Here is a 20,997-nt window from a genome sequence, read left to right as displayed (position 1 = left end):
GAACAGGATAGGGCCGCATTCTCTTCTCAGCAGAATCGAATTGGATCGTAGTTCGCAATGCCGACCCCATCAATAGAACGAAAAATCTGTTCCATACTGCGTAACCTTCAAGCGTTCAGCCAACGATTGTGAATCGTAATTATCCCAGGATGTGCTGTATAAGGGAATTCTGCCAGATTGCCGCACAGCTTCCGACCATGCGGTTGCTACTGCTATCGCATGACCTTTGCCACGATAGCCTTCTAACGTCTCCACCCCTGCCTCCGCAGCTTGTGAAGTGGCCCGTGCGCTGAAGCATACCGAGACTGCTTTTTCATCCTCGATCATCATGTAGCATGGTTCGCGATGCAGGACGTCAGTCCATAGTTCCTTGAAGCTGTCCTTCAAATATGCTCGATTATCATCTGTTACCTTTACAGCTCCATTGCAAGCGTGAGACTCCGGAGGTTGACTACTGCCGGCGCATACCACCCCATCGCGCGCTGCAACTGCGGCCTCCGCTGCACTGGCTGCAAAAACATAGGCGGGTCCCAGCCACATACTGCGAATGCTTTCATGGCGCTGTAGAGCATCCATTATGCTAGCCATCTGACTGCTGGCCCCGCCGTTACTACTAGTGTGGACGATCCTATCCACAATGGCATCAGGGACATCACTGCGGAATCGCAGCACGCTTCCCTGCCTCGTCTGCCCCCAGAATAAACGAGGCGCAGGATGGCGCGAATGCTCATTAATGGACGTGATCCTCCCCCGAGAGTCGTGGATATATAGAACCTCTGCCTGGATATTCATAAGTGCCAATGGATCTTTCATACTCATCTTCCTCTACATAGTGGAATGTACATATATTCTGGTCGGATCACCGTTGAAAATATAACCGCCCCCCCCAAGCAGTCCCAGCCATACTTCTCGTAATAACCCTCCAGATCCGTGCACAGGTAGAGATTCTCATATCCCTTGTGGGCGGCTTCATGAAGGGCATGCTGGAGCAATACTGCTCCAAGCTTATTCCCTCTGTTGCAAATCCCATAAGTCAGCTATACTCTCTTGTAAGAGATGTATGAATTTTACTTTTTAGTATAACAGCTTAGCCCCACGATTAGGAGGTTTAACGTATGTTCAGCCATACTATTAATGCGGATGTAAAGTTGCGGCTTCTGGAAATCAGGCATGCGGATGAATTATTCCGACTGGCAGATCAGAACAGAGTGTATTTGAGAGAATGGCTGCCTTGGGTGGATAGCACGACAGCTTCAGTGCAGACGGAGGGTTATATTAGAAGCTCATTAAAGGCATTCTCGGAGAATAATGGCTTTAGTGCAGGCATTTTCTATCGGGGCAGCATGGCAGGATGCATAGGGCTGCATGCCATTGACTGGGCGAATAGGCAGACCTCTATCGGATACTGGCTTGCGGCAAACTATCGGGGGATGGGCATAATGACAAGCGCTTGCCGAGCATTAATCGACTATATTTTCTATGACCTGTCACTGAATCGGGTAGAGATCAGGGCAGCCGCTCTCAATGCCAAAAGCAGAGCCATTCCAGAGAGAATGAAGTTCCGGAATGAAGGAACCGTCAGACAAGCGCAATGGCTCAATGGTCATTATATCGATCTCGTCATCTATGCTATGTTGAAGGAGGACTGGACATCGGACATCGTGCAGTCCGGTTGAGCTTGATTGCTGCTATTTCCAGCTAAGCTTCGTTAATAATAGTAATCCGTTCCGCCGCGGGTACACGGGATTGCGCAGTCGGAATTTGTGCCGGGTAGCCGACATGCAGATTGCCCAGCACCTTTTCCCCAGGCTTGATGCCCATCGCATCACGGAACACGCCCTCCAGCAGCCACGGATACGTCTCCCATACGAGTCCGATACCCTGCTCCCAAGCCAGCAGGCTGAAATTATGGATGATGCAGCTAGTTGAAGCGTAGTCCTCTTCACGGACGATCAGATTCGTATTCTCCTGCATGATGACTGTGATGATCATCGGAACAGCCATAATTTTATCATAAAATTTCTGGCCTGTTGCCGTGCGCTTCTCGGGGTCTGGCTCCCGAATCTCCTTCATATAACGGACTGCCTCCGCCATCTTGCGCTTGCCTTCCCCATAACTGATGATGAACCGCCACGGCTGCGTCATATGATAATTAGGCACCCAGACAGCCGTCTCCATCAGCTCCATAACCAGATCAATCGGCACTTCCTTCTGCTGAAAACGATGAATGGAACGCCGTTCCCTCATTATTCGCGATAGCTCCATCCTACAATCCCTCCTGTTCCGAAATAAACCGCAGCATGCAGCTGATCAGCGGCGGTATAACCGAGACATGGCCCTCGCCCTGGAATACCCGCTTAGTCACCCGCAGGCCAGTGGTGGCCTGATAGGGCAGGAGAAGCTGGTACATTCGCTCCGCATCCTCTACCATCATAGGCTTCTCCTCCGAGCCCACGCCAATCAAGAGCGCGGGCCCGCCGCCTCGCTCCAGCTCTGTCCCCAGCCGGGCTGCTCGCTCCAGCAGCCGATGATTGTTCCACCATATGGACGGGCTGCCTGCAATATAATTGTGAAATGCGCAAGGCTTGGCAACGAGTACATGAAGAGTAAACAAGCCGCCAAGGGAGTGGCCGAACAGCGACTGCCGCTCGCGATCGATAGGGTAGTGCCTTTCAATTGCGGGCTTGAGCTCATTTTCTATAAAATCCAAAAAAGCGTCCGCCCCTCCCGTCTCAGGCCATGGCGAGCCATCCGGTCTGGTCGGCAGTACAGCGTGATCGGCCGGCTCCGTATAATCATAGAACCTCCGATTAGTTACGATAGGCTCATCGGAGTCATACCCGATGCTCACGATGACGCTCGGCTGAAAGCCATGCGGCGGGCGCCCCTGCAGCCGCATCGCCTCCGTCAACGAGCCGAACGAAGCATTGCCGTCCAGCGCATAGAGAACGGGGTAACCCTTCTCCGGCGGCGGTGTTGCAGGCACGGATATGAATAGCCGATATTCACGGCCCGTATTCCGCCCATGCATAGTCCATTGCGTGGTTCCGGGAATGATGTAATTTGTCGCCTTCTCGGCAGGCTCTGCCAGCGCATCCGCAGCTCTGTCCCCAAACAGCCACTTCAGTGCGCTAGGAAATTGCATGGCCATAAAGACCGCATCATGCGTGCCGCCTTCCTCCACAACGAACTGCATTTGCCCCGTGGAGAGTCCCTTCTCCAGCAGCAGCGAATGGGCTTTGAGCGTATTGCTCACCATGTCCTTCTGCACGGTTTGCTTGTAAATGCCTTCGCAGCTCCCTACGGACATGAAGATACGCACTTGATCAGCAAACGCGGCATGCTCTCTGAAGAAGTCCAGAACGCCTTCATACCAGAAGGAAGCGGACAACAGCCCGAGCCGCCCGAATGTGTCGGGCCGCCAGCAGCCCGCGAACAAGGAGATCAGCCCGCCGAAGGAGCCGCCGATCATGGCGGTATGCTGCGGGTCCGGTTTGGTCCGGTAATTCTCATCCATGAATGGCTTCAGCACATCCGCCACCTCATCCACATAGCTCCGCCCGTTGCCGCCAAAAGCAGGATAGCTGCTCAGCAGCGGCTCCGCAGGCCAAGGCGTATATTCGTCATTGCGGTTATAAGGCTCAATCCCGACGAGAATAGCCTCCTCCAGCTCCCCTTGAACGTACAAATGCTCCATTTGATTCGTACAATGGTCAATCAGCTCTCCGCCGTCCTGCACATATGCGACTGGAAAGCATCTGTCCGGGTCTGTCTTGTAGGAAGGGGGCACATACACGACCATATTTCTACCATTTACCGTGATGCTCTTATAGTGATTCATAGCTTCTCCTCTCTTGCAGAGCTGTGCGCTTATCTCTTGGAACGTATGAGAAGATAGACAAAATACGGTACGCCAATGATCGAGATTACAATTCCGACAGCCAGCTGTGCGGGCGCGAATATGGTTTTTCCGATGAAATCGCCAATCACAACCATTGCTGTTCCGGTCAAGCCGCTTATCGGAATGATCCGCCGATGCTGCATGCCGACAAGACGACGAGCCAAATGCGGCGCAATCAGCCCGACGAAGCCGATGCTGCCCGATACGGCCACACTCGCGCTGACAAGTCCAATACAGCACAGCAACAAAATATTTCTCTCGCGCTCGGTCGCCACGCCAAGACTGCCCACACTGGAATCATCCAGTTGGAATAGATCCAGAATATGCGCTCGAATCCATACAATGGGCACAAGCACAATCAGCCACGGCAGCATCGTAATGACAAATTTCCAGTTCGCGCTGTAAATACTCCCCGCCATCCATACCGCTGCCATCTCGAAGTCATTCGGGTTCATCTTGAGCGATACATACATCGTTACCGCTCCGAAGCCCGAAGCGACCGCGATGCCGACCAATATAAGACGCTGCGGGTCCAGCCTGCCGCGATGTCTGGCGAACATGTAGATTATCGATGTTGCCATCAGACCGCCGACCAGCCCATACATCGGCATCGTCATTACAGCGAGCCAGCCGGTCGTATTGAGCTGTCCTTGAAACAGGAACATGAACAGAACGACCGCCATGCCGGCTCCCGCATTAATGCCAAGAATGCCGGGATCAGCCAGACCGTTGCGGGTTACGCCCTGAATGACAGCACCCGCTACACCGAGCGAAAAGCCGATCAGTGCTCCCAGCACAATACGGGGCAGACGAAACTCGAACACCACGAGATCATGCTCTGACGTGGGGTTTAAGCGCAGCAATGTCCGCACGACATCAAGCACCGACATGTCGAAGGTCCCGTTCGTTAAGCTGAGATACAGCGCAATCGCGATAACAGAAAGACAAGCAATGGCCACTGTCCAGAAGCGTCTGCCCATCGAGCTATCCATGCTTGCCGCCCCCTCTCGTCTTGATCAGATAGAGGAAGAACGGCACGCCGAACAATGCCGTGACGACTCCAATCGGCGTCTCGAACGGATAATTGACGAAGCGGGATATAATATCGCACATCGCCAGAAACAAGCCGCCCAGCACACCCGACACCGGGATAATCCAGCGGTAATCGACCCCCGACAGAAATCTCGCCACATGCGGAACAATAAGCCCGACAAAAGCAACCTTGCCTGCGAGCGCAACCGCGACTCCAGTCAATATGACGACCGACAGCATCGCCAGCACCTTCACAAGTCTGGAGCGCAGACCCAGATTGGCGGAGATATCATCCCCAAGCGACAGCACAGTGATCGATTTGGATACCGCCATCGCAAGTACCAGTCCTACGACTGCGAATGGAATAGACAGCTTGATAAGCGCTGGATCCATCTGATGGAGACGGGCGTTATACCAGAAGCTCAGCCCTTGCGAGATCTGATAATAGGTCGCCACCGCATCGGCCACTCCGCTTAGGAATGTTCCGATTATCGTGCCGAGAATGGCAAGCCGAACCGGCGACAGCCCGTTTGGAATAAGCCAGGCGATGCCGAACACAAGACCCGCGCCCAGCGCAGAGCCCAGCATGGAGAAAGTAATTAGACCCACAGAATTCGTGTGAGGCAGGAATACCATGCACATCGTCACCAGGAACACCGAGCCGTCGGAGACGCCCATGATGGATGGGGACGCCAGATAGTTCCTCGTCATTCCCTGCATAATCGCGCCGGAGACAGCAAGAAAGGCTCCGATCAGCATAGCGCCGATCACTCTTGGCAGACGTGATGCCCTAATAATCTGGTGATCCACACTGTCTGTGTCGAAGCGGATTATCGATTCCCAAATCTCCGCTACCGTAATATCTTTGGCCCCATAGAGGACAGATAAAGCAATCAACAGCAATGCCGCTGCCGGCGCCATCAACAGGATGAGCGCCGGCAGCGAAAATTTATATGTCATAGAAACACGCCTTATTCTAAATCTATTTGGACAAGCTGCTTAACGCTGCCTTCAAAAATTCAATCTTGCTGTGCGCTGTACCGCCCTGCGCGAGAGGATCGACGACATTTACGAATGCCGCACCATTCTTCAGCGCATTAATGTTCTTCATGATCGGATTGCTCTGCAGCGCCTCAAGCGCATCCGGCGTATCCTTGTTCTCATCCGGCGAGAACTGGAGGAACAGGTAATCCGGGTTCATCTCTGCGAACTTCTCTACCGAGATCGCCTCCTGCGCTTTGGCAGCCTTCACTTCCTCCGGCACGCTGATCCCCAGATCCCCGTACAAGACCGGATTGAAGAAGACCGTCTCCGGGTAGAGATATATTTCGCCTGCTCTGATACGAGCCGCAATGACCTTCTTATCCTTCATCTTCTCGCCCAACTGCAATTTCGCCGTATCCAGATCCTTCTTATACTGCTCGATCGCCTGTGCAGCCTGCTCCTGCTTGCCACTCAGCTCGCCCAGCAGCGTAAGATTGGCTTCCCAATTCGTCGCGATGTGGGAATAAGCGATAGTTGGCGCAATTTTCTTCAGCTGCTCCACAACCTCAGCAGGGAACTTGGTCGAAGCGAGAATCACGTCCGGCTTCAGCGACAGAATCGTCTCGAAGTTCGGCTCGGCCTTCTCGCCAACCGATACCGCACTATCCGCAATCGATTGGAACATCGGCGGGAATACGCCAGAGAACGTAACCGCTCCTACCGGCTTCACATCCAGTACGATGGAATCCTCCATCGCTTCGACTGCTCCCGTAATGACGATCCGCTCTGTGCTCGCCGGAAGCTCGTACTCCTGATCGAGATAGGTAATGCGCTTCGTCGCTGCTCCTGCCTGCTCCTCCGGCTTCTCAGAAGCGGATTGATTCGCCTCTCCCGTATTCTGTGCCGCTTTATCCGACGCAGGCGCAGCCTCGTTGTTGCCGCCTCCGCACGCTGCCAATACCATCGCTAACACCACAATGACTCCCAAACTTAATACAGACTTCTTCATAATTGATATAAATCTCCCTTCCATGACTGCCCCTCTAATTGAGAATGAATCTCATTATTGATGATAGCGGATAGAGCCTCCCTCGACCATGGACAAAATCCAGAAAAGTTATGGACGATTTCCTGAAAAAAGATCGCGTGCAATATCCAGCATTCGTTCGAGCGCGATAGGCGAGTATTCGCGCCATGGCTCGGAGGCAATCAATTGCAGCCTGTTCTCGCGAACTGCCCGCAGGGAAAGCCACTGCGGAGACTGCTGCAGCTTGCTCCACCCCTCAAGCGTCTCGGACTCCTTGCAGATGAGCAGCAGAATATGATCGGCGCTGACTTCATCTAATTGCGCAAGCGTAATGGGGTGATCGAATGGAGCCTGTTCGCAGCTTGCGAGTGGCGACCGCAGTCCCAGCCCGTCATAGAGCACATCTGACATGCTGCGGCTGCAATGCACGAAGAACTGGTTCTTCAATAGCCGCAGCGTCAGCACTGTCGCGGGCTTCTCTCCTGCTTCAATATGCTTGCGGGCAAGCTCGGCATTCCGCTCATACGCAGCCACCCATCGCTCAGCCTCAGCCCCCTCGCCCAGCAGCTCGGCGACAGCAAGCAGCTTCCTTCGCCAGCCCGCATGATCATCAGGCATCTCATACACCGATGCCTCCATGCCGGCCAAGCGCTCCTTCTCCCACTGGTCCAGCCCCGGCGGGCATATGATCAGCTCTGGCTCAACAGCTGCCAGCTTATCCAGATTCGAGGCTTTATTATGATTCTGGCGGTAAGCATCCAGATGAACGGGGATGTCCGCGCCAAGCTGATCAAAGTAATAGCCCGACCATTTCGGATGAAGCGGGGCAGCATATGGAATCACTCCAAGCGGCATCAAATATCCGATTAACGAAGCCGAGCCATATACGGCAATGCGATGTCGGCGCTTCTTAATGAATGCCGTTGGCGACATCCCCACCGTCTTTCTAAACTTTCGGCTGAAATAAAACTCATCCTCGTAGCCCACCTCATGGGCAATATCCCGCAGCAGCAGCCCGGAGCGCAGCATAAGCTGCTTGGCCTTATTGATCCGCAGATGGGTCAAATGATCCAGCGCACTGACGCCGTACGTTTTCTTAAACAGATCGACAAAATACTTCGGGCTGAGCTCCGCGATGCCCGCCAGCCTTTCAATCGTCAGCTCTTCACTGGAGTGCTCCTCCATATAGCGCTTCGCCCGCTCCAGCGAATGGCGCGTATCCTCCGCAGGCTGCCTGCGGGCTGCGGCCAATGTCTCATAGAGCAGCTCCTGATAGTCAAGCTGCGCCCGCCATTGCACGAGCCTGTCGCTGCTGCAGCTATGCTCCTTCATCGATCGGCAAAGCGCATTCAATCGACCCGCCGGAGCGATCATGATGCCATCGTTGTAGGGCAGCAGCCCCGCCGGATCAACAGCATCCAGCCGTTTCCTGCTTCGGCTGGATTCCTGGTACAGATAGAACCGAATGACGGCAATGGAGATCTCACCGTTCGTCCCCCCTTCGAATCCGAACGTACTCTCCGGCGGACAGACATATACCGTATCCGCTCGCATCGGACATGCTGCGGCATCCCGCTTCAGCACCCCTTCTCCGTTCAGCAAAATAATGAACGCATGAGGAATCGTCAGCTGCTGGTCCAGCTGAAAGCCGCCTCTGCCCGACATGATCTCAATATCGCATAATCTTGCCGTTAGCCGGTCTAGCTCCAGCGGCTCCTGGTATTCTTTATGTAAGGGAGGATTGGATTTGGACTTCAAAGTCATCGCGTCAACCACCTCTAATTGATATTGATAATTATTTTCAATAAGAGTTTATCAAATTTAGTCCCCCTTGCCTATGGAATGAAATTGGTTATCCGGCAAGGTCCGGCGACGGCATAGAATCTATTACTATGAAATCAGGTTGATATATTCCAAATATTTCTTTATTATATAATTCATGATTGCAAAAAAATGATAAAGCGAGGATTCCCATGAAAAAATCATTACTATTATCGCTGATGGCGCTTGTTCTGCTTCTCGGCAGCATCCCGACGATGGCCGCAGCAGCAGCCAAGAGCAGCATACTCATCTGGGTTGGCGAGATCAAGGCAAACGGCGGAATCGGCGTCAACGCTACAACCATCACTGGCAAGAACAATACGTCCAAGCAGCTTTACAAAGGTGCGGCTTCCTCTCTTGCCGTTACAGGGGATTGGGTATATTTCTTGAAGCAGGACCCAGGCTCAGATATCGACTCTGGGAATATCGTTCGAATGAAGAAGGACGGAAGCAAATTAACCGAAATTACCAAAGACAACAAAGTGTATTCGCGGTTCTTCATCGACGGCAAAAAAATCTATTACAGCACGTTTGATGAAAACGGCGTCAAGCTGCGCTCTATGAATCTGGATGGAACAGGCTCGAAGATTGTGAAGGGCAAGCTGGAGCACTGGTCCTATATTGTAACGAATGGAACTTTCCTCTACGTAGATACGAAAGGAGACTCCCGCTTGTACCGTGCTAAGCTGGACGGCAGCGGCAAGACGGCAATATCCGCGAAGGAAGTCGATCCCTATGATGGATACAAGCTGTACGACGGCGTTCTATATTACAGCGAACGAGAAACCGCGGGCAAAGGCTACTTGATCGATGTCAGCGGCAAGAATAAAACAACCCTCTCATCGAAGGTTTCCATCCGTCCTGTCGGCTTCCTCAATCAATGGTTCTATTATGAAGAAGCCACTGTGGACAAGAATGGCATAACCACTGCTGTTTCACTGACAAAAGTCAAACGGGACGGCAGCCAGAAGAAAACCGTCTCCAAGCTCGGCAATACCGACCAGTATCTGGGGCAATTGAACGGCTCGCTCGTCTATATGACAACCGCTGGCAAGGTATTCACCATAAAATAATGTTAAAAGGATGGCGTTTCCTGACCGCCATGTTTATCGGATCGGGTCCATCGCTGTCGTCATGCAGCGCCACACCGCACGCTTGAAGCGCACAAAAGGCCCCTATCCCAGAGCATGTCCCAGGGATAGGGGCCTTTCTTTAATTACACGAGGTCGGTCAACACACACTAATTGCCGCGTCCACTCGTTCCTCCGAGCGACTCCAGCTCCTTCATAACAATGAAGCTGCCGTGGCTATTTTGGATAAAGCATGCTATCGCCTTCCCATCAGGCGACCACTCGAAGGATATGACAGGCAGATTATAATCATGCAGCACCATCGGCTCTCTGCCGTAAGCATCCGTTATAACAAGACGCCCAAGTGCGCCAGAAGCGCCATCGCTGGTCGGAGCAGCCTTAACCAAATAGGCGCCTCGCTTGCCATCGGGCGAATAGGTGAAAGGACTGCCCAACTGTTCAGACGAATATACGAGCCAAGGCTCTAACGAATGAATGTCTCCCTTCTGGTCATAGAAAGCCAGGTAGCCCGAAATAGTAACAGCGAAAGATCGAGATGATGCATTAAACGCCAGATCGTAAGCATCCATACCTGCTGAGAACAACGGATATTCCTCGATTAGTTCCAAATCCACTATATAGGGCTCTGTGTAGTTAAGGTCAACCCCTTCGTTAAAGGCATGGTCGACGAGCAGCTTTTTTCCAGGCTCCATCCAGCCCAGTATCTTCCATGGTCCCTTATCGAATGAAAGCTCCTTCCACTTGCGTGTATCCATATCATAAAGGATTAGCGCATATTCATAGCCCGATCCATCATTAATCTTGCGGTTCGTATGGGCAAGAAACACAAACTGATTCGTACCCGGTATCCACCATGGAGAATGATCAAGCGCATTATCTGTCAGCTTAAATTTCCCAGAGCCGTCACGAGCCACGCCCCATATGCCTCCCCCTTTGTCAGATCGAACTAATGACCATTTCTCATTCTCCGCCAATACGGTTCTCAGATTGCCCTTCAATTCCCCAGCAGAAAAGGACCATGCTTTAAACTTCCACGCATCATTCAGACTATACGAAATGTCGAGCATCTGCCGCTCCGGGGAGAATGTCAACGAAATCAGCTCGCCCTTAAGCGAGATGATAGAACGGGTCTTCCCAGTTCGAAAATCATGCTGGACCAATTCGAATCCGTCCCCATTGTCCATGCCATATACCACTTCATTCTCTCCCAGCACCGCCAGCTCGTAGAAGTACTCCCCCTCCCCAGCCTTATCGAGCTGATGAACCTTATTGAACTGGCTCGCTATAAGCGCTGCATATTCCTCATCTGTGTACACTGGAGCTGCAGCAGCTGACGGATCTCCGTTTGAAGTGGCGGTTTCTGGCGCAGCCGTTGCTGCTGCTTGATCGCTTGGAGCCCGCTCAGTATCACCGCTTGGTGGATTGTCCGCCTTCCTGCCATTGCCCGATGCCGGTTCCACAGCAGAATTCGCGGCATGATCATCGTTCGACTTCTCAGCTTCACAGCCGGATGCTGCTGCCAGCGCGAGCGCGATGAGCAAATAGACGAGCCCTCTGGTACACATGCCTCTTATCCAAACCTTTATCGATCTTCCTTGTTCCATTCTGACCCCGCCTTATTTTTAGAACCACTACATAAGTAGACGTAATTATTCATAAATGGTTGCTTCTACCATAAAAAAATCCACTCCCTCCAACGACAATTATGTGATAAAAATCACATGCATTCTCGGCCCAACATGTTACAGTTAACTCATAGGAAAGATCAAAGGAGATGATCGTCATGACAGCCACTACCACCAACACAGTAACAAGGAACCTGCTTCAATTCTGCTACACTTGCGAGAATGCCGACCAGTGCACAACGGAAAAGGCTTGCACGGAATGCTGGATTAAGAACGGCATTCATGAACCAACCGACCATGCTGCCGAAACGCAACGCTTGCTGCAGAACTACTACAACTAATCGCACGCATAGAATGAACTGCGGCCTTGCGAGCGAGTTTCCCGACATTTTACCTAACTAGGAGGTTGCGAAATGAATATGAATGCTTCAATTGTCTATACAACTAGCTGCTATGCTACAACAATAAAGGCCGAGTCTTCTCGCTAGAAGAAGAATCTCGGCCTTTGTCATGCTCAGCGCTCTTAGCGCATACGGCACTCTTGGTGCTTGCGTCGTTATTGGCGCATACGGCGCTCTTGGTGCTTGCGTCGTTATTGGCGCATACGGCGTACTCGTCACACGACACTTTGGTATGCGATGCACCTCGCTCTACTTACTTGAGGGGGATATAGATTTTGATCCTTAGGTCATCTGGAAAAGTAGAATGGATAACATCAGTCACCTCGAAATCCGGCCCTTCCTTCCGCTCATAATTGGAATTCGGGAGCCATGTGCCATAGATGAAATTTCTAACCTCCTGAACGAACCCCGCAGGTCCATTGGCTTCAAACTCCGCATACTGTCCCGCTGGTATCTCGAAATTCACAAGCCCATCCTCCAGCTTCTCTTCAAACTGCTGCACCTCTTCACCTATAAGGAATGAAAAATCTCCATTATCCTGAAAGCTGCAGGAGATGCCATAGGACATGCCTGGCGCCAGCTTATTGGGGATTCGCATGAATCTTTCCTTTTCTCCAAACTCCCGATAGAAACTCGGAATTTCATGATAATGGCGGTCATTATTCAAGCTTGTCTTGTACGGATAGCCGATAATCTTCACTGTGTCCAATGGGACGAAAACGGGCTTTTTCATATCCAGATCCCCCTTCTTGCTCGCTTGATAATCGATAAAATTGATAGGCGCCTGCAAGCTCAAGCTCGCGTCTCCCTTTATCTTCCGATACTTGCCCGGCGTCACGCCAAAATAACCTTCGAAGGCTCGTGTATACGCCTCCTGCGAGCTATATTGTGAAGCAACAGCAACCTCCAGCACGCTCATTGCTGTCGTCTCCAGCAGCCGAACAGACTCCGACAATCGCCGCTTTCGAATATATTCTTGAACGGTAAAGCCCGAAATCGCTTGGAACACGCGCTGAAAATGAAAGGCTGAGAAGCAGGCTGCCGCAGCAACCTCGGTTATTCTCAGCTCTTCGTTAAGATTCTTCTCGATAAAGGTTATCGCATTCTGAATGCTTCTGTAATAGTTCATTATCTACAATCCTTTGTCTCAATCGTATATTGAACAGCTAATACACTGATTCTAACGGATATTGGAAGCTGTTGTTTGATTATTTGTGCGAACCTTCTCAGAAACGAGCCGCATCCTACCCTAAATTCCGCGATTAGATATGCTCGTTGCTCAGTGCTCTTTACTAGTTTACACAGCAGTACTCATTGCTCGTTGCTGCAAAAATACATCTACAGAATCAAAAACAGCCGCTCTCAGCCGGAGTAACTGCGATAATACATCAAATATTACTATGACACCTCGTATACGGAATTTTTCTGCTATATTGATGTACTTTTGCAGGTGATGGCTTTGAAATAGCGCTTTCTAGCCCAATCACATGTATTTTTGCAGCAACGGGGATACTAGCAAAGGCTAGAGAGGCTTACTTCTTACTGGCGGGGATATGTACTAACAATCGTCTCCGGCTGCGGCAAGCGAGCCGCGAAAGAGGTGTAATAAAATGGTCCGTGCAGATGAGTAGTGCCAGTATGTTGCAAATTCTGTACCATACCATTGGCGAGTAGAGGCGTGGATTAGAGGGAGCGTCGGCACAACTTGTTTTTATGGGGAGCAATCTCAATTGTTCCCGGCCCAGCCCTGCGCTGCTGTTTCTGGGGACTTGCGAAGCGGCAATTGGAGCTGCCGATCCAGCTAGGACCGCACCCTGCCATCATTCTCTTCTTCAAGATTATTTAATACATTGTCTTCCAAAACGGCGTTTTTGGAACCATATTCTTTAATGATATGATTATCTCCCCATAAGCATAGGGAGTTCAAAATAATTCGAAGGCTGTCTCCATATTCGCTGAGCTGGTATTCCACCTTTGGCGGTACTTGGTTATGGACAATCCGGTTGACGATGCCGTCCTTTTCCAATTCCCGCAGCTGTTGGGTTAACATTTTTTGCGTGATCCCGGGCATAATACGCTTTAAATCGCTTGTTCGTTTTTTACCGTGCATGAGATGGCATAGAATGACGCACTTCCATTTGCCGCCAATAACCTCCAAGGTTGCTTCCACTGATATGTTGTACTTCTTTTTTATCATAGCCTTCTCCTTCCGTATCCCGTTCATTCTTGCGGTGTGCAGCAGCTTAGGGTACTTTTTGGTGCCTGCGTTACTAATAAGTACGTACTGTTCGTCGCGGATATTGAAGCCTATAATAACATTTGCCGGCCGAAGATTCCATTCAGGAGGAGGAAAGCAAATGGTAGGACATAACAGAAGAAGTACGATGGCGTTGCTTGCCCTAGCGATAAGCGCCTTTGCCATTGGAACAACGGAGTTCATCAGCGTAGGACTGCTTCCCTTGATTGCGGAGGACTTGCATATATCTGTAACAACCGCTGGCTTGACGGTCACTTTGTATGCACTCGGGGTCATGTTCGGAGCCCCTATTCTGACCTCCCTGACATCCAAAGTTCCGCGCAAAACGCTGCTGCTCTGGATTATGGTTGTATTTATTGTCGGCAATGGCATTGCCGCTGCTGCCGGCGGAATTGGCGTGCTGCTCGCAGCCCGTGTCATTTCCTCTTTCGCACACGGCATATTCATGTCCATCGGTTCAACGCTGGCCGCCGATCTCGTGCCAGCGAACCGCAGAGCGAGCGCAATCGCCGTCATGTTCTCCGGGCTGACGATCGCAACTGTCACAGGAGTACCTATCGGAACGCTCATTGGTCAACAGATGGGCTGGCGCGCAGCTTTTATCGCAATTGCAATTGTCGGCATCATTGCTCTTATCGCAAATGGACTGCTGGTCCCTGCCGGCTTGCGCCAAGCAGCTTCAACTACGATTCGCAATCAGCTTAAAGTTGTTACGAACGGAAGATTGCTGCTCGCATTCGGAATAACAGCTCTGGGATACGGCGGGACCTTCGTTGTCTTTACTTATTTATCCCCGCTGCTGCATGATATAACCGGGTTCCCTGAGAGGACGATAGCAGCTATCCTGCTCCTCTACGGCATTGCGATTGCCATCGGCAATGTGATCGGCGGTAAAGCTGCGAACCGCAGACCTGTTGTCGCCCTATTCTATATGTTTGCAGTGCAAGCCTTGGTGCTGCTCGCCCTAACGTTTGCCATTCCGTACAAAACAGCCGGGCTGATCACCATCTTTATCATGGGTCTGTTTGCATTCATGAATGTACCTGGCCTGCAGGTGTATGTCGTTATGCTTGCAGAGCGTTTCACACCTAACTCGGTGGACGTCGCCTCCGCGCTCAATATCGCCGCCTTCAATGCCGGTATCGCGATCGGGGCTTACTTAGGCGGTGTCATCGCAGATTCAATCGGGCTCATTCATACCCCGTGGATCGGCGCGCTGATGGTTCTGGGAGCCGTATTCTTAACCGGCTGGAGCCGAGTACTGGACAATAAAGAAGCAATGATTACTACTACAAAACAAACCATTCAGGAGGCTTAACAATTATTATGACAACGAATCTTCAAGCTGCAGCCACGCTGCACAATGGCACAACCATGCCATGGTTTGGACTAGGCGTATTCAAGGTTGAGGAAGGCGCCGAGCTGGTGAGTGCGGTAAAGGCTGCCATTAAGCATGGCTACCGCAGCATCGATACAGCAGCCATTTATGGCAATGAACATGGCGTAGGACAAGGAATAAGAGAAGCTTTGGAGGAAACAGGACTCTCCAGAGAACAGCTTTTTGTCACCTCGAAGGTATGGAATTCGGATCTGGGGTATGAATCTACTCTAGCCGCTTACGAAACAAGTCTGCAGAAGCTCGGTCTGGACTACCTGGATCTATACCTCATTCATTGGCCCAAAAAAGGCTTGTATAAAGAAGCATGGAAAGCGATGGAGACCTTGTATGCGGACGGCAAGGTGAAGGCAATCGGGGTAAGCAACTTCCAAATCCATCATCTGGAGGACTTGATGAAGGATGCCAAAGTGAAGCCGGTTGTGAACCAGGTGGAATTCCACCCGCGTCTGATTCAACAGGAGCTTCGCGCATTCTGCAAGAAGCACGACATCCAGCTCGAAGCGTGGTCTCCGCTTATGCAGGGCCAGCTGCTGGATGAGCCTCTCCTGCAAGAGATTGCCGCCAAGCATAACAAAACAGTTGCTCAGGTTATTTTGCGTTGGGACTTGCAGCATGGCGTTATTACGATACCGAAATCAACGAAGGAGCATCGAATCAGCGAGAATGCAGACGTGTTCGACTTTGAGCTGACGAGCGATGAGGTCGCTAGAATCGATAGCCTGAACCAGAATCTTCGGGTCGGTCCCGATCCCGACAACTTTGATTTTTGATCAGCTGCTGTAGGCAGCGAAGAGACCCCGACCTGTTCGCAGGCCGGGGTCTCTTCGCTCTTTACGCATTATTCATTCATGCAGTGGGCAACTAGGTAGGCAATGGACATTCACCACTATACACACCCATTATTTGTGTTATTATGTAATTATTATTGTGTATTCATATGGTTAGCACATTTTATTCTAGGGAGTCGATATTAAGGATGGCAAACAAAATTGAAGTGCTTGAAATTACTCGGATGGAGTCCAACATCCTGAACGAGCTGACAGAACTGTTGATGGATGTCGTTGACGATGGCGCTTCTATCGGTTTTTTGCCGCCGCTGAGCAGAATGGACGCCATTCAGTATTGGCAGGATGTTATACAGCCTGGCGTTGTATTGTTGATTGCTAGATTGGACAATGCGACAGTCGGAACCATCCAGTTGCACCTTGCTCAGAAGCAGAATTCCAACCACAGAGCCGAAGTTGCCAAATTAATGGTGCATCCGAATAATCGCAGAAACGGAATTGCCAAAGTATTGATGCATGAAATCGAGGCGGTATCCAAGCAAGAGAACAGAAGCCTATTAATACTGGATACACGTGCAGGCGATCCGTCCAATCTTCTGTACACATCCTACGGTTATATAGAAGCAGGACGGATACCCAACTTCGCCAAGTCAGCAAACGGCGAGCTGCACGAAACCGTGCTGTACTATAAAGAAATATAAAGCGGATAGCGGTGGGGCACACCTTCCGCTTGATCTGCTAGATGCTCTATTCGCTCGATCCATCTAGCAGATGGGATCACACCTTCGATTGAACGATGCCAGAGAAGCGCTGCGCCAATGCCTCAGCGAACGGGGCGATCATATTCTGATTCCACTCTGACAATCTATTATTATGAATCTCAACGAACAGCCGTTTTTTGCTGGGCCAATAGGTCACTTCAAGGACGCCTGATTTCTTCCCTTGCTTCAGGTGATAATGAATAGAGCCCTTCATTGTGGACAGAGTTGTCTTCAGTGTTACTTCAAGCTGAAAGTCGGCAATAATACTTTCGATTTCCTGTATAACGAAATCCTCATCCAACAGCTTTACTTCTGACAATCTGGAGTTTGCTATCTCATACATGATCATTCGAGATTCCCCCTGCTGCATCAAGTGCCCATCGATTTTCCATTGCTCCCGCCTCATGCTGAATAGCTGTACTGCCTATCTCTTCAGGCGATACGGAGTAATTATCCACGTCGCCCCTTTTATAGGAACATTAGTTCCCACTCATTCTACCAGATATTTTCAGCTAATAGCAACCATTTATGAGAATGATAAAATAATACAACCATATAAACCCAACATATGCTACTATTAGGTGCAAAATAGTATTCATTGGACGGTGATGCTTTTTATACACCCAGAATGAATCAAATCCATTGATAAAGGCGGTTGTATAAGATGAATCCTATTATCGGGGACGCTGTGATCGCGTTCGCTGATCAATTCCAGCTTCCAGAAAGAGTCGTTAACATCGATGAGCTGCCATGGGTCGCTTTTGACGATGGAACCTGTCACTTCAAGCCGCTGCGATTCGATTTGAACACAGGCGGGTGGATCTACCTGTTCAAGATTAAGAGCAACCAAACGCTGAGTCGCCATAGACATACCGGGGGCACAGTCATCGGATATAATATACAGGGTACATGGAGATATCAAGAACAATCGTGGGTCGCGCGGCCGGGAACCTTCATCTATGAACCCGCAGGAGATATTCACACCTTAATTACCGAGGATGAAGAGGTCATTACATTATTTATTTTAAGCGGGGCGCTTCAATACTTCGATGAGAACAACCAACTGGTTGGTCAAGATGATGTGTATACCGTTCTCAAGAAATACAGAGATCATTGTACAGCGCATAACATTGCATTTAAAGAGGAGCTCATCTATTAAGGGAGGTCGACCAGCTCGACCCCCGTTATACCCCGCTTCAGCTATTCGCAGAATGATGGAGATAGTCGCTGAACACCGTTCTCGCAAGCTCCGGCCACTCCGACTTTATTATGCTGAAATAGATATCATCCCGACATTCGCCGCTTGCATTGACGTAGTTGCACCGGAATATCCCTTCCTGCTTGGCCCCCAGCTTGAGAACCGCCTTCTGTGACCGTATGTTCTCTGCATCTACACTAAATTGAACACGATTAAAGCCCATTTCCTCAAAAACAAATTTCAACAGCTCAAACTTTGCAGCCTTGTTTACATAAGTGCCTCTAAATGCCTTGCCATACCATGTCCATCCTATTTCGAGCCTCTTCTGATTCATGCGTATATTACCGAAGCTGGTTGATCCCGCTGCTTGACCTGAGGATTTGTCAATAACGATAAAAGGATAGCTCTCGTTCGCAGTCCGACCGTTAAGCGTTCTCCCGATATAGTTTTTCACATCCTGATCATTGGTAAAATGCTCTCCCGTGAACGCAGTAATTTCGCGATCAAACAGGAGCTGCTTAAGGCCTTCCTCATAGGACGCATGAAACGGAACCAGCTTGACATGCTTATTCTCTAAAACAATATCACGTTGATAGAAATCATTCATTTCATCCACCACCCCAATGATTTACATTCCCACATATTCAAAATACTGTAACATCACGAGAACAGGAATGGATAAAGTGAGTAATTGTTTGGGCTTATTGGTGGAGATATTATTGCCCCTGATCTATGCTCCTTCATCTAATAAAGCAAGAAATACTCAAGCTGCTGCCGAACAACAGAACCATGCTCATTCAGCCAATCGTTTCGGGTGCGGAATTGGTTGAGGATATAGTTGAAGTTCTGTTCAATGTCTACGCCTGAATAATGCTGGCCCACATAAATATGAAGTACAGCAACATGGTAAATCTGGGTCAAAAGCTGCAAATGCCCGATTTCTTGTGCGGTCCCTTTACGGAAATCGGCATAGCCCTTAGTAAATGCCTCCAGCATTGCCGCAGAACCGTTCGACATCTGAAGAACATGATTCAGGCAAATGGCAAATTCCATGAAGCTTGCATCTCGCGAGGCGAAATCGAAGTCCAATACACCACGTATATCGTTCCCTTGGGCCAATAAATTGAAGATCAATACGTCATGATGAACGAACTGTTGAGGCAATTCCTCCAGAAGAGGAATCGACTTCTCTACAGTCGAAACCATTTCATGATAAAAGCGAAGGTGGTTCTCGGCAATAGGAAAGGGCGGCTCGTCCATAAAGGATTGTACAGCAAGCGTATCAGCTAGTGGATGCAGGCCATAGATGTCCGAGAATGATTTTCCGATGAAGCCTAATGATCCGCTGTCGCATTTCTCTAGCGCGGAGGACAGCTCCCCGACAACCCGGCCAAACTCGGCAGCTTGCCGGATCGATGATAGCTCAGGCACGCTCCCCCGAAGAAAAGTCACCATCGCGCCTAATGTTCCATCCGAGAATTGGACAAAGTCCTCTCCAGCAAGCGTACGCAGAAATACAGGCACTTCGAATGAAAGCCTGCTATTGCTTAAATAGGAGGTTAATTGCGCCTCCAGCTTAATGCCCGGTATATCCTTCGTATGCCTGTTATAGATGCGGGCGACATACTGCTCATCATGGATGCTAACAATCTTCGTCAGGTTCGTCAGACCAAATGGAACCGAGTCGATATTATAATTCAGATGCTCGTCCTCTAAATAATAACGGATTAATTCCTCGATTCTCGCTTGCATATGATCCTCCTGTGCGCTCTCATGAACCATTCCTATCGTTATAATAATGAATGGCCTGCTCCAGCAAATGCTGGTTCATGCTGCTGATCGTTTCATTCGTATAAAATGCGAGATGCGGTGTGCAAACAACATTGGGCAGCTCATACAGCCCTCGATTCGTATAAGGCTCCTCTGGATAGACGTCCAATCCTGCCCCCATCAGCTTGCCGCTTCGCAAGGCTGCTTCTAAATCGGCATCGTTCAGCAAGCTTCCTCTTGCTGTATTAATGAGAATCGCTCCATCCTTCATCATTTCAAGCTGCCTCTTATTGATTAACGGTTCGGTATGACCTCTTGTGGACGCATGCAAGGTGACGATATCGGATTGCTGCAGCACTTCTTCCAGCGATAGACTGCCGTCCTCCGCGCTTGTTCGACTAGCGGCAATTAAAGTATGCATGCCAAGGGCGCGTCCAATCGACGCTACCGCTCTGCCAATTGTACCGTAACCGATAATCCCCAGGTGCTTCCCTCTTAATTCAACATTCGGCTGAAGTCCTGCACGCCACTTGCCCTCGTTAATATTGTCGCTTGAAAGAAAGAGCTGCTTGGCAACGGCGAAAATCAGAGAAAATGTATGCTCAGCAACAGCGTTTTCTCCGAGCTGGGGGATTCCTCGAAGCTCAATTCCCAGCTTATGCGCTAGATCGCTGCTGACATAATCGGTATTATGGGCACGAATGCCAATGTATTTGCATTTTACGAAGCTTTCCATGCATGTGTCTGGGATTTTCGAATGAATGAGAAACATATCGAAATTCGCAAGCTGTTGCTTCGTCGCTTTATGAATATCCATATATTCGACAGTAAATGTACGCTCTAATTGATCGCGCTCTCGCTCGGATAACTGAATTGTCGCGTCTACTGCACATTGCCATTGCTGCTTCTGCTGCTTCACTGGATGATCTCCTGTTCCTTATTCGA

At 50.2% G+C, this 20,997-nt stretch carries 21 protein-coding genes; 7 read left to right on the top strand and 14 right to left on the bottom strand.

Translation table 11 applies throughout. The features are described 5' to 3' along the window. Positions 1-69 precede the first annotated feature (69 nt). Positions 70-813 carry a GNAT family N-acetyltransferase gene (locus tag L6H65_RS05820; RefSeq protein WP_236339557.1) on the bottom strand — a complete coding sequence of 248 codons (744 nt, stop codon included), beginning with the start codon at positions 811-813 and terminating at the stop codon, positions 70-72. Between the two features lie 302 nt (positions 814-1,115). Here L6H65_RS05820 and L6H65_RS05815 point away from each other — a divergent pair, with 302 nt between their 5' ends. Beyond that, positions 1,116-1,676 (top strand): GNAT family N-acetyltransferase, encoded by a 561-nt coding sequence (locus L6H65_RS05815; protein WP_236339556.1) that lies wholly within the window; start codon positions 1,116-1,118, stop codon positions 1,674-1,676. Between the two features lie 22 nt (positions 1,677-1,698). On the opposite strand, the gene L6H65_RS05810 is transcribed toward L6H65_RS05815, so the two are convergent. From L6H65_RS05810 to L6H65_RS05785, 6 genes are all read right to left on the bottom strand, one after another. Beyond that, positions 1,699-2,265, bottom strand: a complete 567-nt coding sequence (locus L6H65_RS05810; protein ID WP_236339555.1) for a nitroreductase family protein — start codon at positions 2,263-2,265, stop codon at positions 1,699-1,701. Between the two features lies 1 nt (position 2,266). Next, a complete protein-coding gene (locus tag L6H65_RS05805; RefSeq protein WP_236339554.1) occupies positions 2,267-3,841 on the bottom strand; it encodes an alpha/beta hydrolase in 1,575 nt (524 codons plus the stop codon). Positions 3,842-3,870: 29 nt separating this feature from the next. Further along, positions 3,871-4,893 carry a FecCD family ABC transporter permease gene (locus tag L6H65_RS05800; protein ID WP_236339553.1) on the bottom strand — a complete coding sequence of 341 codons (1,023 nt, stop codon included), beginning with the start codon at positions 4,891-4,893 and terminating at the stop codon, positions 3,871-3,873. Continuing rightward, a complete protein-coding gene (locus L6H65_RS05795) occupies positions 4,886-5,893 on the bottom strand; it encodes a FecCD family ABC transporter permease (RefSeq protein WP_236339552.1) in 1,008 nt (335 codons plus the stop codon). Before L6H65_RS05795 ends, L6H65_RS05800 begins: the two co-directional genes overlap by 8 nt. A 22-nt stretch (positions 5,894-5,915) precedes the next feature. Next, the gene (locus L6H65_RS05790; RefSeq protein ID WP_236339699.1) at positions 5,916-6,926 is read right to left on the bottom strand and encodes an ABC transporter substrate-binding protein; all 1,011 of its coding nucleotides are present in this window, start codon (positions 6,924-6,926) and stop codon (positions 5,916-5,918) included. A gap of 108 nt (positions 6,927-7,034) precedes the next feature. Next, a complete protein-coding gene (locus tag L6H65_RS05785) occupies positions 7,035-8,708 on the bottom strand; it encodes an AraC family transcriptional regulator (RefSeq protein ID WP_236339551.1) in 1,674 nt (557 codons plus the stop codon). A gap of 209 nt (positions 8,709-8,917) precedes the next feature. Here L6H65_RS05785 and L6H65_RS05780 point away from each other — a divergent pair, with 209 nt between their 5' ends. Next, entirely contained in the window at positions 8,918-9,838 is a 921-nt protein-coding gene (locus L6H65_RS05780; protein WP_236339550.1) for a DUF5050 domain-containing protein, read from the top strand. Between the two features lie 167 nt (positions 9,839-10,005). On the opposite strand, the gene L6H65_RS05775 is transcribed toward L6H65_RS05780, so the two are convergent. Next, complete coding sequence (locus tag L6H65_RS05775; RefSeq protein ID WP_236339549.1) at positions 10,006-11,460, bottom strand: TolB-like translocation protein; 1,455 nt, start codon at positions 11,458-11,460, stop codon at positions 10,006-10,008. Positions 11,461-11,639: 179 nt separating this feature from the next. Between L6H65_RS05775 and L6H65_RS05770 the strand changes: the two genes are divergently transcribed. After that, a complete protein-coding gene (locus tag L6H65_RS05770) occupies positions 11,640-11,822 on the top strand; it encodes a hypothetical protein (protein WP_236339548.1) in 183 nt (60 codons plus the stop codon). Positions 11,823-12,135: 313 nt separating this feature from the next. Here L6H65_RS05770 and L6H65_RS05765 read toward each other — a convergent pair whose 3' ends face one another. Then, entirely contained in the window at positions 12,136-13,011 is an 876-nt protein-coding gene (locus tag L6H65_RS05765) for an AraC family transcriptional regulator (RefSeq protein WP_236339547.1), read from the bottom strand. Between the two features lie 672 nt (positions 13,012-13,683). Then, on the bottom strand, positions 13,684-14,079 hold the full coding sequence (locus L6H65_RS05760) for a winged helix-turn-helix transcriptional regulator (RefSeq protein WP_236339546.1): 396 nt from the start codon (positions 14,077-14,079) through the stop codon (positions 13,684-13,686). Between the two features lie 160 nt (positions 14,080-14,239). On the opposite strand from L6H65_RS05760, the gene L6H65_RS05755 reads away from it, so the two are divergent. The 3 genes from L6H65_RS05755 to L6H65_RS05745 all read left to right on the top strand — a co-directional run bounded on the left by L6H65_RS05755 (position 14,240) and on the right by L6H65_RS05745 (position 17,024). Further along, a complete protein-coding gene (locus L6H65_RS05755) occupies positions 14,240-15,457 on the top strand; it encodes an MFS transporter (RefSeq protein ID WP_236339545.1) in 1,218 nt (405 codons plus the stop codon). An 8-nt stretch (positions 15,458-15,465) separates the two neighbouring features. Further along, positions 15,466-16,308, top strand: a complete 843-nt coding sequence (locus L6H65_RS05750; RefSeq protein ID WP_236339544.1) for an aldo/keto reductase — start codon at positions 15,466-15,468, stop codon at positions 16,306-16,308. A 206-nt stretch (positions 16,309-16,514) separates the two neighbouring features. Further along, positions 16,515-17,024 carry a GNAT family N-acetyltransferase gene (locus L6H65_RS05745; RefSeq protein WP_236339543.1) on the top strand — a complete coding sequence of 170 codons (510 nt, stop codon included), beginning with the start codon at positions 16,515-16,517 and terminating at the stop codon, positions 17,022-17,024. A gap of 76 nt (positions 17,025-17,100) precedes the next feature. Here L6H65_RS05745 and L6H65_RS05740 read toward each other — a convergent pair whose 3' ends face one another. Continuing rightward, positions 17,101-17,433: a hypothetical protein gene (locus L6H65_RS05740; RefSeq protein ID WP_236339542.1), complete on the bottom strand. Its 333-nt coding sequence runs from the start codon at positions 17,431-17,433 to the stop codon at positions 17,101-17,103. Between the two features lie 315 nt (positions 17,434-17,748). Here L6H65_RS05740 and L6H65_RS05735 point away from each other — a divergent pair, with 315 nt between their 5' ends. After that, positions 17,749-18,243, top strand: a complete 495-nt coding sequence (locus L6H65_RS05735; protein ID WP_236339541.1) for a 2,4'-dihydroxyacetophenone dioxygenase family protein — start codon at positions 17,749-17,751, stop codon at positions 18,241-18,243. 37 nt (positions 18,244-18,280) lie between these two features. On the opposite strand, the gene L6H65_RS05730 is transcribed toward L6H65_RS05735, so the two are convergent. From L6H65_RS05730 to L6H65_RS05720, 3 genes are all read right to left on the bottom strand, one after another. After that, positions 18,281-18,889, bottom strand: a complete 609-nt coding sequence (locus L6H65_RS05730; protein WP_236339540.1) for a GNAT family N-acetyltransferase — start codon at positions 18,887-18,889, stop codon at positions 18,281-18,283. Between the two features lie 137 nt (positions 18,890-19,026). Further along, entirely contained in the window at positions 19,027-20,034 is a 1,008-nt protein-coding gene (locus tag L6H65_RS05725; RefSeq protein ID WP_236339539.1) for a phosphotransferase enzyme family protein, read from the bottom strand. Between the two features lie 19 nt (positions 20,035-20,053). After that, a complete protein-coding gene (locus L6H65_RS05720) occupies positions 20,054-20,971 on the bottom strand; it encodes an NAD(P)-dependent oxidoreductase (RefSeq protein WP_236339538.1) in 918 nt (305 codons plus the stop codon). Positions 20,972-20,997 lie beyond the last annotated feature (26 nt).

Origin of the sequence: Paenibacillus plantiphilus, assembly GCF_927798095.1 — a bacterium.
In the GTDB taxonomy this organism is placed as follows: domain Bacteria; phylum Bacillota; class Bacilli; order Paenibacillales; family Paenibacillaceae; genus Paenibacillus_Z; species Paenibacillus_Z plantiphilus.
The sequence above is the reverse complement of the archived record's forward strand: the minus strand, read 5'-3'. Positions and strand labels throughout refer to the sequence as shown.